Source organism: Sphingopyxis sp. (assembly GCF_016704835.1).
Lineage (GTDB): Bacteria > Pseudomonadota > Alphaproteobacteria > Sphingomonadales > Sphingomonadaceae > Sphingopyxis.
The window spans coordinates 81,897-95,170 of record NZ_JADIZJ010000002.1; the positions used below are offsets into that span (position 1 = coordinate 81,897).

Genomic DNA, 13,274 nt, shown 5'->3' on the forward strand with positions numbered 1-13,274 from the left:
TCCACTGCAGTCCGCTCGGTGCCCTTGACGAAATCGGTCTGGCCGACCCCGGTGATTGCTGCCTTGTCGGCAAAGGAAAGGGTGGATGAAAGATTCATGCCGCGTCCCTGTCTCGCTCGCCGGTCAGAAATGAGTTCCGGCGCCGGCCAATGCTCTCTCCGCGCCCTCTATAAGGTCGCGCATCACGACTGCCGCTGGGCGGATCGCATCGATCAGACCAATCCCCTGGCCTGCGAAGCCGGGCATGATGTCCTTGCGTGCGGCCTTGATGCCAGAAGCCATGACAGGCCCCGAAACCATCGACTGATAAGGCATCGGAAGCGGCTCTTTGCCGGCCGCCACCCAAGCATCGGCCCATTTGTTCCGAATCATCCGGGCAGGCTTGCCCGTTAGCGATCGGCTGACCACCGTATCGGCATCGCCGCTTTCGGTGATGGCTTCTTTCTGAAATTGTTCGATACCTGCTTCGTCGGTTGCGAGGAACGCCGATCCGATCCACGCCCCCTGGGCGCCGAGCATCATCGCTGCGGCGACTCCGCGACCATCGGCTATTCCTCCCGCACCGATTACGGGAACACGATCGCCGACTGCATCAACCACTTGCGGAATCAGCGAGAAGGTTCCGACAGGAGAGTTGTGGCCGCCGCCGTCGTGACCCTGCGCGACGATCAGGTCGATACCCGATTCCACTACCTGCAGGGCGTGCTTGACCTTTCCGATCACCGCCATGACCTTGGTGCCATTGGCATGAAGGCGTTCCATCCACGGTTCGGGATTGCCAAGGCCTGCGGCATAGACCGGCACTTTTTCTTCGATGATTACTTCCATCTGCGCTTCGAAGAACTCCCGCGAGAACAGCTGCAGTCCGCCCTTGCCCATGTCCGGGGCGCCCGCCGCGCGCATCGCAGTGGCGGCGTCCACTGCGGGCAAATGCTCGCGCTCCATGAATTCGCGGGTGAACTCCTGATATTCGCCGAGCAAAGCCAGGGGGTTTTCTGCTACACCTCCGCTCTCCGGCGCCGAACCGCGCCTGACAGACGCCGGCAGCAAGGTATCGACCCCAAAAGGCATGTCGGTCATCTCGCGGGTTTGCCTGATCCAGCTACGTAACTGGTCGGGCGAGCATGCGGCAGCGCCGAGAACACCAAGTCCGCCTGCGTTCGACACCGCGGCAGCGAGTGCAGGCACGCTCGCCCCGCCCATTCCAGCCAGAAGAATCGGATATTCGATCCCGAGAATTTTGCAAACAGGGCTCTTCAGCGCCATTATCCTACCCTCTCCGTTCCGCGCCCGATCAGACGCAATTTTCTAAATCTGCCCCCACCTGACACGCTGGGATACAAGCTCGGGGCTTCGCTCTGCCAGATAGGACGCGGATCCCGAGACGAGCCGGGCCATGGCCTGACGCGCCGCTTCGGAATCCCCGGTGCGTACTGCTTCGAGGACACGGCGGAGGAATCGCAATTGGACCGCTCGCTCCTGCGCCGAATAGCCAAGTGAGTGAGAGAATTCGCGCGTAATTAAATGCAGCGTCGACGTTAATAGCCCGAACAATGGATTGCCGCTGGCCCAGCCGAGAAGGTCATGAAAACGACGGTTCAGTTCCTCGAACTGGCCTCCGGCTTCATTTCGTTCCAGCTCTTTGAGGCAATCGGCGAGTGCGCTCAGGTCGCCGGTAGTCGCGCGCTGGGCGGCGTAGGCGGCAACATCCGCGGCGATCGCTTCACGTAGTTCGAGCAGGCCTCTGAGGTCGGCGTCCATGAAATGCAGAATTAGCGAGAGACTGTTTGCAAAGTCGCCGGTCTGCGGACGCGCAACCACCGGACCGCCGCTACGGCCCAGCTGAAGATGGATAACGCCCTGGAGCTCAAGGAAGCGGAGCGCTTCGCGCAAGGTCGCTCGCGCGACATCATATCGCGCAAGCATTTCTTCCTCACGCGGCAACCTGTCGCCCGGGGCGTGTGCACCTGCCTCGATATCGCGAACGATGTGCTGGGCAAGCGAGAGTGCGCGCTTAGCTTTCTTCGCGTTTTCGACTTTCAGCAACATCACTCTGCCTCACCCCTGTCACGAAGCCTTATAAGATTTAAGTTCCGTTTATGTCCATGGTCGTGAGATAAAAATGTTTCAGATGCAAAAAAATGATAAAACCTTATAAGCATTATTGACTGAGCCTCAGAAGGGATTTACGATTTCAAGTAGGGCAATTGTGCTGTTATCGACGAAGGGCGCGACATGGATACCGACATGGTGGAGCCGAATATCCGCGAAAAGGTCGCTTTCATCCCGATCGACGAGATTGATGTTGCGCGTCCGAGCCTTTTCCAGAAAGACACGGTCGGCCTGTTCTTCGAGCGGCTTCGCCGAGAGGAGCCGGTCCACTACTGCCGCGAAAGCTATGTCGGACCATATTGGTCGATTACAAAGTTCGACGACATCATGGCCGTGGACACCAACCATAAGGTATTTTCGTCAGAGGCGAAGCTCGGCGGTATCGCCATCGAGGACATGCACTCGGCGAAAAGCGCGCTTGAACTTGAAATGTTCATCGCGATGGACCCACCAAAGCACAACCAGCAACGAAAGGCCGTTACTGGTGCGGTCGCGCCGTCCAACTTGCTGCTGCTTGAGCCAACTATCCGCGAACGAGCATGCCAAATCCTCGACGACTTGCCGGTCGGCGAAGATATTGATTGGGTTGATAAGGTGGCGGTCGAATTGACCACAATGACCCTTGCGACCCTGTTCGACTTCCCGTGGGAGGAACGCCGCAAGCTCACGCGCTGGTCCGACGTCACAACGGCCGCCCCTGAAACTGGGATCGTCGCATCCTATGAGGCGCGGCGCGCAGAGCTGATCGAATGCGCAATGTATTTCAAGGGTCTGTGGGAGCAGCGCATCAATGCGGAGCCGAAGAATGACCTGATCTCCATGATGGCGCATTCTCCGGCGACACGGGACATGCCCTTCCTGGAGTTTCTGGGCAACCTCTTGCTGCTTATCGTGGGCGGCAATGACACCACGCGCAACTCGATCAGCGGTGGTGTCCTGGCACTGAACCAGAACCCGGACGCGTATTTGAAATTGAATAACGATCCTGGGCTCATCACTAGCATGGTGCCAGAGATCATCCGCTGGCAGACACCGCTGACCCATATGCGCCGCACGGCGCTGCAAGATTGGGAGATCGGCGGCAAGAAGATCAGAAAAGGCGACAAGGTTGTGATGTGGTACCTGTCGGGTAACCGCGACGAGACGGTCATCGACAGGGCGGACGAGTTCATCATAGACCGTAAGAACCCACGGCATCATCTGTCTTTCGGCTATGGCATTCATCGCTGTATGGGCAACCGGCTCGCAGAACTGCAACTACGGATCATCTGGGAAGAGATCCACAAGCGGTTCGCGAAGATCGAAGTGACCGGTGAACCCGAGCGCCTGTTCTCGAACCTAGTGCGAGGGATTACGAAACTGCCGGTGAGGCTCCACGCCCGCTGATTGGCTGATTCAAAAAAAGCGGAGCTTGATATGGTCAAAGTGACGTTCGTTTCCAGCGATGGAACGCGGAGGGCAGTCGACATAGCCGAAGGTGAGACAGCGCGCGAAGCGGCGCTGTTCAACGATGTGCCGGGCATCGACGGTGATTGCGGCGGGGTGTGCGCTTGTGCAACCTGCCATGTGTTTGTGGATCCGGCCTGGATCGACAAGGTCGGCCGCTTGGCCGAAGGCGGTGCGGAGGCAGACCTCCTGCAGTTTGCGGAAGGGGCGAACGAATATAGTCGCCTCGCTTGCCAGATTCCCATCGAGCCCTTGGTGGAAGGTCTGATTCCGCATGTTCCCGAGCAGCAATACTGACATGCCTGCGTGACGCGTGTTTCACACGACGCTCGACTGTCTGAAATCGCGAGTAGAGCTCAACCAGGAGGTACTCGCTACCTTTCAGAGGTCCCAGCATCAAATGGCGGATCTGTGCTGACCTAGCTCTCGTGCGCCCGCGAGTCGAGGGGGGCGTGCCAACAGTGCCTTTCAACTTAAAATTTCATACGCTGCGCCGTATCCCGCGTTGGCGGGAATAGTGAGGATGTTCGTGCCGTCTCGCTGGATGACTTCTGGAAGGACCGGCACGATTTCGCGAGCCTTGGCCCGCGCGACGCAATCGTCTGCGCTCGCAGCTTCGGCTAGCAGTTGCAGGTTCAATCTCGTAGGAAAGATGATCGTTCGTTCACCGCTGACACCCAGTTTCAGGGCTTTGCTTGGCGAAAGCCATTCCGCATCAACGGTTTCATATCCATCACATGCTGCGATCTGGCGCTCTGGGGCGCGAACGACGAAGAAATGAGTGTCGAAGCGCTTTTGCATAAAGCTGGGCGTGATCCACCGCGCGAACTCGCTCAGGCGATCAAGGCGCAGTTGCACATCGGCCTCACGCACAATGTCGAAAAATTCGCGCTCGCCTCGCTCGACGGCTTTGCGGCTTTCAAGATCGCAAATATCCTCGAACTCGCTACCGTCGCGATGATCGGCCAGCAGGATGCCTGCTTCCTCAAAGGCTTCACGAATCGCGGCAATCCGGAGGGTGCGCTGCGTAGGATCTAGCGTTTTCCAACCCCTGCAATAATCGGCCCATTCAGGCGCTTCATCGGCAGCAGAAGGCTTTCCACCCGGAAAGACCAGCGCGCCGGATGCAAAATCGATCTGGTGATGCCGCTTGACCATCAGCACCTGGAACTCCGGCTCGTCGCGAAGCAACAGCATGGTGGCTGCGGGGACCGGATTGACTGGCTTCTGCAGGGTCATCATAAACTCCAGTTTGAATTGGCCTGATATTGGACGCTGGCCCGTTCAGGCTGAGCAACGATCTTATCGCCATTTGCGCAGAAGAACCAACCCGGCAAGAGCCAGTGCAACACTTGCAAGCACCCAGGACTGATTCGCAAGCAGCGCCGCGGAGACGATAAGTGCGGCCGCCACAGGACCTTTGACAGGCTGGCTCGCGCGGCGAATGGCTGCAAGCCGTTCAAAACTGGCCGGATCGATCTGGACAGGCACGTACCCGGACTTGGCGATCACGGCGGCGTTATCGAGAAGGTCGGGCATGACCGCCGCCAAGGCGAGGAGTTTTCGGCGAACTTTTTTTAGATTGGGCTGATTTCGGCCGAGAGAGAATCTTTCCGCGAACAGCTCCAACATGATGGGGCGTGTTTCCTCCCCAATATTATAACCAGGCGCAAAGGAACGCGCAAACCCCTCCGCCGTGAGCAATGTTCGAAGAAGGATCGCCAGATCAGGCGGAAGTGCGAGCTGATAGTCTCGCAGGAGATCGAACACGCGGCTGAAAATATGCGAGAACTCAATCCCCGAAAGGACGGTTCCTCTGAATTCACCTATCAGCTGGTCCAAATTCTGGGTGAGCCCATCACGGTCAACTTTTGGATTTCCGGCCCATTCGAGCAACACGTTCGCGACGTCGGCTGTGTCCTCGTCGGCTATAGCCATGACAAGTCGCACCAGCTCCTCGCGTCTCGCCTTCGTGAGAGTGCCGACCGATCCAAAGTCGATAAAGCCCACATCCTGTTCCCCGATAAGGAAAACATTGCCCGGATGCGGATCGCCATGGAATTCGCCATTCAGAATGATCATGCGCAGGACTGCATTCGCATATTGTCTCGCGAACGCCGCCACGCGTGGGTCGGTCGAGCCGGCCTCGAGCGCAGACGCGGGCGTTCCATACAGCCGCTCCTGGACGTTGACCCGTATCCCCGTCAGTTCCCAATGAATTGTTGGAGTCTTGATCCCAAGCGTGTCAAGATAGCCACCGATACGCTCGCATGCACGAGCTTCGGCTGCCAGATCCATTTCCCAGGCAAGATTTCTGCCAAAGGTTCGCAGGAACTCTACGGGGCGATAGCGGGCGATTTCAGGGGATCGATCCTCGGCAACGGCGGCGAGGCGCGACAGCAGCCGCACATCGGCCTCCATTCGCGCAGCAGTGCCCGGACGCCGCACCTTTATGATAACGCCGGCGCCGTCGAGCAGCGAAGCAGAGTAGGTCTGCGCTACCGAAGCCGAAGCCAGTGGTTGTTCATCGAATTGGGTGAATTCCCCTCGCCAGTCAGCTCCCCAGCTTGCGGCAAGGATGGGCTCGATTTCTTCGAATGGCACCGGAGAAACCTGATCGTGGAGCGTCGCGAAGGCAGCAATCCAGGACCTGGAAAACAGATCGCTGCGCGTCGCCAGCAGCTGTCCAAGCTTTATTCCGACCGGACCAATGTCGCGCAGGAGTGCGACGACCGCCGCCGGCCGCAATTCACCTGGATCGATTGAATTGGCAGGATGCGGAATGACGCCGAGCGCGCCCGCCAGGCTTTTGGCGCCGTGCCGGACAAGAATCTGTCCTATCTCGGCGGCGCGTGCGATGTCTCCTATCGGTTTATCTCGGAACCCAGGCATATGTCCTATTCCGCATCGGTCCGGCTCTGATCGAGATTCGACGCAATCCGCACAAGAATGTCCAGCAACGTCCGTTTTTCGTCGCGCGTGGCGTTCCGCCATAAGACCCTATGCAGCCCGTCCGCGGATTCTCTCAGTTGGGGCAACAACCTGTCGAGCTCCTGGGTCAGGATGAGCTGCCATGCCCGGCCGTCCGTTTTGGCTCGTCGCCTTTCCATCAATCCTTTCTCACAAAGGCCAGCGACGGCTTGACCGATCGTGGCGGATTCCAACTCTAGTCGCTTGGCAATTCCGGCCTGCGTCAACGATGGTTCGCGGAGAAGTTGTCCGATGATGCGCCACTGCGTCTGATTGAGGCCGCTCTTGGCAATCCGTGCGTCATAAGCGCGCCTCGCCCCCCGACTAATCTCGTCCATCAAATATAGCATACGGTCGTCGTCGGTGAGGGCGCCTTCGCGAAGCCGTGGCGGCATTGTGTCGAGATTTGCGTTCATACCGCTGCCTAGTCCGTTTCGTGGGAATGCCAAAACGCAAATTACTAAACGATTTTACTAACTGGATGGAACGGTCTACGCCACGCCATGAAGCGACTTAGCACATGTCCAAAATCCTTCGAAAGAGGCAGATGACCGACGAACCAAATGAGCGGGAACAGGATCGCGCGCCCGCATCCAGCCTGAAATCGCAACCCAAATTTCGCCTCATCCTCATCATAGCCATCACTGCTGCGCTGATTGCAGGTGGTTGGTGGTATTACAGGCATGTCACCTATGGGCAGTACATGCAGTCGACCGACAACGCCTATGTCGCGGCCGACAGCGTTGTGGTTTCATCAAAAGTGGCCGGATACGTGGACGCGGTGCTCGTCTCTGAGAACGGGTGGGTCAGTCCCGGCGAGGCGCTCGTGCAACTGGATGTGCGAGATTATAGAGCCCAGGCGCAACAGGCGCGTGCGCAGATTGCGGCGACGCTGGCCGGCGCCGACACAATCCGCTCGCAAGTAACCGAACAGGACTCAGCGATTCGACAGGCGCGGGCCCAACTCGCCGCCAAGCGCGCGGCGCTCGACCTCGCCAATGAGCAGGTAGCGAGGTATCGCCCCCTCGCCGCGACCGGTGCGGAGCCGCGAGAAAAGCTTCAACAATATGAGACACAGGCGCAGCAAGCGCACGCCGACTTTGTTGCTGCCCAGGCAGCAGTCTCTGCCGCCAACGGTCGGAGGGCCACCTTGTTCAAACAGATCGACCAGACCGAAGCCCAAGCTGACGCGGCCCGCGCGCAGCTGGAAGCGGCCGACCTAGATGTCACATCGACTCTGCTGCGAGCCAGCAAGGGAGGTCGCGTTGGCGATCTAACAGTAAGGGTCGGCCAATTCGTTCAGCCCGGCCAGCGATTGATGACGGTGGTTCCGGTAAACGAAATCTACGTCATCGCTAATTTCAAGGAGACGCAGGTCGGCCTTTTGCGGGCGGGGCAACCGGTCAAGCTCGAGGTCGACGCACTTCCCGACTTTGAGATTGCCGGACGCGTTGAGAGCATCTCCCCCGGAACCGGAGCAGAATTTTCAATCCTGCCGCCCGAAAACGCCACAGGGAATTTCACCAAGATTGTTCAGCGGATAACGGTTCGTATCGCGATAATAGCCTCGCCCAAAGTGCGTCGTCTGCTCGTCCCGGGCATGTCGGTTGTGGCAGTTGTCGACACGCGAAATGCTGCCGGAGAGCTGAAAGAGATCTCGAGTACCGACAAATGACCGCCGAGTTGGCATCGAACAGCGCCTCTGGTACTCCGACTGCAGACAGGCGGAATGCCGATATCACCGCGTGGATAGCGGTCGCAGCGGGCGCACTTGGCGCCATGCTCGCAACACTCGATATCTCTATCGTCAATTCCGCGCTTCCGGTGATCCAGGGCGAAATCGGAGCCAGCGGCACCGAGGGAACCTGGATTGCCACCGCATTTCTCGTAGCCGAAATCGTGGTAATTCCGCTTAGCGCCTGGCTTGAACGCCTTTTTGGACTGCGAAATCTGCTCATCATTGCGGTTTCCGCGTTCACCGGCTTTTCAATTCTTTGCGGTATGGCGACCGACCTCACGACCATGATCATCGGTCGCACGGGTCAGGGTTTCATGGGTGGTGCGCTGATACCGACTGCGATGACCATCGTGGCGAAAAGATTGCCGCCCCATCAACAGCCGATCGGCATGGCGCTGTTCGGCATGACAGTGATTCTGGGTCCGGTCATGGGGCCGCTGATCGGTGGCTGGCTGACCGAAAATTTGAGCTGGCACTATGCCTTCTTTGTCAATGTTCCAATCTGCGCTGTGCTGCTGCTGCTGCTATTCGTCGGGCTTCCTCACGAAGAGCCGAAGTGGGAGTATCTGACCGATGCTGATTGGGCGGGCATTGCCGGCCTGATTCTGGGGTTGGGCGCTTTGACTGTGTTGCTTGAGGAGGGGCATCGCGAGGAATGGTTTGAATCCGCTCTTATTCGCTGGCTGGCCCTCATTGCCGTCATCGGTTTCGCTTCACTGATCTACGGGCAGCTGAATGCGTCCAAGCCCGTCCTGAAACTCCGCCTCCTTCTCAATCGCCAATTCGGAAGCGTTGCGGTGATGGCTCTCGCCTTGGGAATGGTGATGTATGGTTCGACCTACGTCATTCCCCAATTTCTTGCGATCATATCGGATTATAACGCTTTTCAAACCGGGCTCGTTATATTTTGGATGGGTATTCCGGCCTTTGTGCTTATGCCGATCCTGCCCTTAATGATCCGTAGGCTCCACATCCGCATTGCCGTCGGAGTCGCAATGCTTCTGCTGGCGGCCAGCTGTTTCGTCAGCATAAGCCTCACCGCGGAATCCGGGGGCGCCGTATTCATCGAAAGCCAGCTTATTCGGGGTGTTGGCATGATTCTGTCCATGATGTTCCTGAACCAGGCTACCGTAGCCTCAGTGGCAAATACAGATGCTGGCGATGCCTCCGGTATTTTTAACGCCGCTCGAAATCTCGGAGGATCTTTCGCTTTGGCCGGACTGGCTTCGTTTCAGGACCAGCGGATCTGGCACCATAGCCGGCGCATGGAAGAGACGCTGAATGCCAACAGTGTTTCGCTCCAGATTTATCTTGATGAACTCGCGAAAAGCTTCGGCGGGATGGAGGGTGCCATGTCGATGCTAGGCCGGACCATCCAGCGGGACGCGTTCGTAATGACCTACAATGATGTGTTCTTGGCGATGGGCGTCCTAACCTTGATGACCGTTCCTTTGGTCATCTTTTTGAAGCCGCTTCCCAGGAATGTTTCCCTTTCGATGCACTGAGCCTGATATGATAAAAAAATCTGTAATATCGCTTCTCGCCTCGTTTCTGCTGGCCGGTTGTGTCGCGGGCCCAGACTACGCCGGGCCTCCAGAAGTATTCTCGGCGAACCGAAATGACGGCTTTGTCCGTGCCGGCGGTAACGTCAGCGATGCCGAGCCCGAGCTGGCAGATTGGTGGCTCCTTTTGAACGATCCGGAATTGAACAGGCTTATCGAGGCCGCGTTATCGGACAATCCTTCGCTTCAGGCTGCGCAAGCGCGGATCGCGCAGGCGCGGGCATCCGTGAGACAGGAGAAGGCCGGAAGATTTCCGACGCTTGGAACCCAGGCGACGGCTATTCAGGGCCGCTTGCCGGGCCTTGATATTCAGAACAGTGCCCCGCCTTCGGCGAGCGCGCCTGTTAGTCCGCAGGGACAGGCGGATGATAGCCTCAGTGTCTACAATCTCGGGCTCAACGCTAACTGGGAGCTGGATTTCGCAGGAGGAACGCAGCGACGGATCGAGGCCGGCAACGCTCAGGCAGCGGCAGCGGTTGCCAATGTGGAGGATGCCAAGGTCCAGCTGACCGCCGAAGTCGCCAATGCCTATGTCAACCTGCGCGAGGCCCAGTTTCGAGCCAAAGCGTACCGAACCGAGTGCGAGTTGCAGCATCAAATCCTCTCGCTAACCTATCAACGGTATCAGCAAGGCGTTTTGCCCCTGTTCCCTCTCGGCAATGCAAATGCCGAGCTCGAGTTGCTCAAGTCTCAGCTCGCCGAGGCCGAAGCTGACACGGCGGTATTGCTCGATGCGCTTGCCATTTTAGCTGGGCAGATCCCAGGGACAACGGACGAAGCGCTGAAACAGATCTTCGATGTTCCCCTCCCGCCGGAACAGGTCGCGGTGGGCGACCCCTCAAACCTTGTCGCACGTCGGCCCGACATCCGCGCGGCCGAACGCAGCCTGGCGGCAGCAACGGCTCGGATCGGTGTTGCGGAGGCTGCACGATTTCCGAAGCTGTCATTCATGGGAATCTTGGGACTTGGCGGAACGTCGCCAGACGATCTCTTTGATGTGAGCAACCCGTCAATTCTCGCTATTCCGCAGCTGCAGTGGAACTTCCTCGATTTCGGAAGGGTCGATGCCTCGGTCGATCAGGCGAGCGCCGCCCGTGCCGAGGCGGTTGCCAACTATCGACAGACAGTGCTTTCTGCACTTCAGGACGCCGAGCGCGCGTTGTCGCGCTTTGGCCAGCAGCGCTCTGCCCTGGTGGCGTTCGCGCAGATCAAGTCCCAGGCAGATGGCGCAGCCGATCTTGATCGACAACGATTTGCCGGCGGAGTGATCTCGCGCGCTGACCTAAATCGCACGCTTCGCAAACAGGAGCAGGCGGCAACCGACCTCGTCCGGGGAAAGGCGGCGCTCACGCTGTCATGGATCGCCCTGCAAAAATCACTCGGCCTGGGATGGCAAATGCAAGCAAAGATTTAATGTCACCTACGAGTGTTGTTAATATAAACTCCAAGGTGCGATATCGGTTCAGAAAGAATCTCATAGGGATTTCACCTGACAATTTTATCTAACCTTAGCAAGAGTATCCTGTGCTTATTCAAACGATCTGTCGGCCGATTTGTGCGCAGCATACTCCTTGCAAGCGACCTGATATAACGCTACGCTGACGTCTACATAATGTCATTGAGGCAAGGCGCGATGTGTGGATCGGCATGGTTAAATGTGTGGGGTCAGTGGTCCCGCTTGCTGGCATGATCCGCTCGACGACGGGCTATGGGAGAGGAAGTTGCCACGGGCGATCCGCTCTCCCGACACCGGTTGGAGACTTGCTGCGATGAATGCGCGCACAGCACCGAACATCTTCGTTCGCGAAGGAGATGGCATTTCAACGTTGGTCGTTGAAGGTGACTGGACAGCGATTTCGATCGCAGGCCTTTCCGGGCATGTTCTGAGTCCCTCGAACCTCTCCTTCTCAAGCGACTTCGGAAACCTGGGAAGGATAGACAGCGCAGGCGCGCTCGCCATCCTGACTCTCGCACCCAATGCGGCATTTACCGCAGACCTGCCCGCCAATCTTGCTGATCTGTTCGCGCTGGTGGGCTCGGCCATGGCCGACCGCGATGTCCCGTCTATCAAAACTCCCCCATTTCACGTGCGTCTTGGCCAAAAAGTTTATCGAGCTGTCCAGGAAATCGGCGCAAGCGCTCGATTTCTCGGGCAACTTGAGGTGGCGCTCATGAAATCTCTTGCACATCCCAAAATGACCGGCCCCCACCGAGTGGTCCGCGTGGACTGTTAGTGCATTGACGCCTCCATCGCCAGTGTTGGCCGTAGGTGGAGCGAAGCGGAACCGGAGGGCGACACTGGCGATGGAACGGCCTCCGGCGCGGGTGGCCGATATCCCAGCGAGCTGTGCGGCCGGACGGTGTTGTAATGGCGCCGCCAAGCTTCGATCAGGATCTGGGCCTCGGTTAGTGAGTAGAAGATCTCGCCATTGAGCAGTTCATCGCGCAGCGACCCGTTGAAGCTCTCGCAGTATCCATTCTCCCATGGCGATCCGGGGGCGATGTAGAGCGTCTTCACGCCGACCTTCGCCAGCCATTCCTGCACCGCCGTCGCGATAAATTCCGGGCCATTGTCGGACCGGATATGCGCGGGCGGACCGCGCGTGACGAACAGTTCGGCCAGCACCGCCAGCACATCGTCGCTCTTCAGCTTACGCGCCACGGGCAACGCCATGCACTCCCGGCTCGCCTCGTCGATGATCGACAGGATGCGGTATTTGCGACCATCGTGGGTGCGACCCTCGACGAAGTCATAGGACCAGACGTGCCCGGGATATTCCGGCCGAAGCCGGATGCACGATCCGTCGTTCAACCAGAGCCGCCCGCGCTTCGGCTGCCTTTGCGGCACCTTGAGCCCCTCGCGTCGCCAGATGCGCTCGACCCGCTTGCGGTTCACATGCCAACCGGCATCGCGCAGCAATGCCGTCACCCGGCGATAGCCATAACGACCATATTGCCGCGCCAGCGCAATGATATCCTCGGTGAGAGCCGCTTCGTCATCCGCCCCGCAAGGCGCCTTGCGCTGTGTCGATCGATGTTGCCCGAGCACGCGGCAGAGCCGTCGCTCGGACACCGGCATCATCGTTCTGATGTGATCGATACAGCGCCTTCGGCGCGCGGGGCTCAGAAGTTTCCCCGGGCAGCTTCCTGCAGGATCAGCTTGTCGAGCGTCAGGTCCGAGATCGCGCGTCGAAGCCGCACATTCTCCTTCTCCAGATCCTTCATCCGGCGCGCCTGGTCGGTCTTCAGGCCGCCATATTCCTTGCGCCACCGATAATAGGTCTGCTCGCTGACAGCGATCCGGCGACACGCCTCCGCGGTCGTCGCGCCCTGCGCCAGCACAACCTCCGCTTCACGCAGCTTGCCGATAATCTCTTCCGGGCGATGCTTCTTGCTCGGCATTCCATGTCTCCTTCGTAATCCAAAATATCATCAATTTTGGACCA

12 protein-coding genes are annotated in these 13,274 nt (G+C 58.5%); 6 read left to right on the forward strand and 6 right to left on the reverse strand.

The window, feature by feature from the left end; translation table 11 throughout:
• Positions 1-123: 123 nt before the first annotated feature.
• Complete coding sequence (locus tag IPF76_RS08110) at positions 124-1,266, reverse strand: nitronate monooxygenase (RefSeq protein WP_037557602.1); 1,143 nt, start codon at positions 1,264-1,266, stop codon at positions 124-126.
• A 42-nt stretch (positions 1,267-1,308) separates the two neighbouring features.
• Positions 1,309-2,049, reverse strand: coding sequence for an FCD domain-containing protein (locus IPF76_RS08115; protein ID WP_037557604.1), 741 nt, complete (start codon positions 2,047-2,049; stop codon positions 1,309-1,311).
• Positions 2,050-2,235: 186 nt separating this feature from the next.
• Here IPF76_RS08115 and IPF76_RS08120 point away from each other — a divergent pair, with 186 nt between their 5' ends.
• Both IPF76_RS08120 and IPF76_RS08125 read left to right on the forward strand, forming a co-directional pair.
• A complete protein-coding gene (locus tag IPF76_RS08120) occupies positions 2,236-3,498 on the forward strand; it encodes a cytochrome P450 (protein ID WP_037557605.1) in 1,263 nt (420 codons plus the stop codon).
• 30 nt (positions 3,499-3,528) lie between these two features.
• Complete coding sequence (locus tag IPF76_RS08125; RefSeq protein ID WP_293842220.1) at positions 3,529-3,855, forward strand: 2Fe-2S iron-sulfur cluster-binding protein; 327 nt, start codon at positions 3,529-3,531, stop codon at positions 3,853-3,855.
• Between the two features lie 171 nt (positions 3,856-4,026).
• On the opposite strand, the gene IPF76_RS08130 is transcribed toward IPF76_RS08125, so the two are convergent.
• Genes IPF76_RS08130 through IPF76_RS08140 form a run of 3 tightly spaced genes read right to left on the reverse strand, consistent with a single transcriptional unit; the run spans position 4,027 to position 6,944 of the window.
• Entirely contained in the window at positions 4,027-4,800 is a 774-nt protein-coding gene (locus IPF76_RS08130) for an NUDIX domain-containing protein (RefSeq protein ID WP_197410089.1), read from the reverse strand.
• A 60-nt stretch (positions 4,801-4,860) separates the two neighbouring features.
• The gene (locus IPF76_RS08135; RefSeq protein ID WP_037557607.1) at positions 4,861-6,450 is read right to left on the reverse strand and encodes an AarF/UbiB family protein; all 1,590 of its coding nucleotides are present in this window, start codon (positions 6,448-6,450) and stop codon (positions 4,861-4,863) included.
• Positions 6,451-6,455: 5 nt separating this feature from the next.
• Positions 6,456-6,944, reverse strand: coding sequence for a MarR family transcriptional regulator (locus IPF76_RS08140; RefSeq protein WP_052182484.1), 489 nt, complete (start codon positions 6,942-6,944; stop codon positions 6,456-6,458).
• A gap of 131 nt (positions 6,945-7,075) precedes the next feature.
• On the opposite strand from IPF76_RS08140, the gene IPF76_RS08145 reads away from it, so the two are divergent.
• The 4 genes from IPF76_RS08145 (at position 7,076) to IPF76_RS08160 (ending at position 12,062) form a co-directional block, all read left to right on the forward strand.
• Complete coding sequence (locus tag IPF76_RS08145; RefSeq protein WP_037557697.1) at positions 7,076-8,203, forward strand: HlyD family secretion protein; 1,128 nt, start codon at positions 7,076-7,078, stop codon at positions 8,201-8,203.
• A complete protein-coding gene (locus tag IPF76_RS08150) occupies positions 8,200-9,771 on the forward strand; it encodes an MDR family MFS transporter (protein ID WP_293842244.1) in 1,572 nt (523 codons plus the stop codon). The genes IPF76_RS08145 and IPF76_RS08150 overlap by 4 nt, the downstream gene beginning before the upstream one ends.
• Before the next feature lie 7 nt (positions 9,772-9,778).
• Entirely contained in the window at positions 9,779-11,242 is a 1,464-nt protein-coding gene (locus IPF76_RS08155) for an efflux transporter outer membrane subunit (protein WP_037557608.1), read from the forward strand.
• A 355-nt stretch (positions 11,243-11,597) separates the two neighbouring features.
• Positions 11,598-12,062: a hypothetical protein gene (locus tag IPF76_RS08160; protein WP_293842249.1), complete on the forward strand. Its 465-nt coding sequence runs from the start codon at positions 11,598-11,600 to the stop codon at positions 12,060-12,062.
• Here the strand turns inward: IPF76_RS08160 and IPF76_RS08165 are convergent.
• A protein-coding gene (locus IPF76_RS08165; RefSeq protein ID WP_088471655.1) for an IS3 family transposase occupies positions 12,059-13,230 on the reverse strand; the annotation gives its coding sequence in 2 pieces (ribosomal slippage) (positions 12,059-12,966 and positions 12,966-13,230; 1,173 coding nt in all). The genes IPF76_RS08160 and IPF76_RS08165 overlap by 4 nt on opposite strands.
• Between the last annotated feature and the right edge of the window lie 44 nt (positions 13,231-13,274).

Coding starts and splice junctions, on each gene's coding strand:
- IPF76_RS08145 (WP_037557697.1), top strand. CDS start 7,076: ATGACCGACGAACCAAATGAGCGGGAACAGGATCGCGCGCCCGCATCC.
- IPF76_RS08140 (WP_052182484.1), bottom strand. CDS start 6,944: ATGAACGCAAATCTCGACACAATGCCGCCACGGCTTCGCGAAGGCGCC.
- IPF76_RS08135 (WP_037557607.1), bottom strand. CDS start 6,450: ATGCCTGGGTTCCGAGATAAACCGATAGGAGACATCGCACGCGCCGCC.
- IPF76_RS08155 (WP_037557608.1), top strand. CDS start 9,779: ATGATAAAAAAATCTGTAATATCGCTTCTCGCCTCGTTTCTGCTGGCC.
- IPF76_RS08115 (WP_037557604.1), bottom strand. CDS start 2,049: ATGTTGCTGAAAGTCGAAAACGCGAAGAAAGCTAAGCGCGCACTCTCG.
- IPF76_RS08130 (WP_197410089.1), bottom strand. CDS start 4,800: ATGATGACCCTGCAGAAGCCAGTCAATCCGGTCCCCGCAGCCACCATG.
- IPF76_RS08110 (WP_037557602.1), bottom strand. CDS start 1,266: ATGGCGCTGAAGAGCCCTGTTTGCAAAATTCTCGGGATCGAATATCCG.
- IPF76_RS08125 (WP_293842220.1), top strand. CDS start 3,529: ATGGTCAAAGTGACGTTCGTTTCCAGCGATGGAACGCGGAGGGCAGTC.
- IPF76_RS08120 (WP_037557605.1), top strand. CDS start 2,236: ATGGATACCGACATGGTGGAGCCGAATATCCGCGAAAAGGTCGCTTTC.
- IPF76_RS08160 (WP_293842249.1), top strand. CDS start 11,598: ATGAATGCGCGCACAGCACCGAACATCTTCGTTCGCGAAGGAGATGGC.
- IPF76_RS08150 (WP_293842244.1), top strand. CDS start 8,200: ATGACCGCCGAGTTGGCATCGAACAGCGCCTCTGGTACTCCGACTGCA.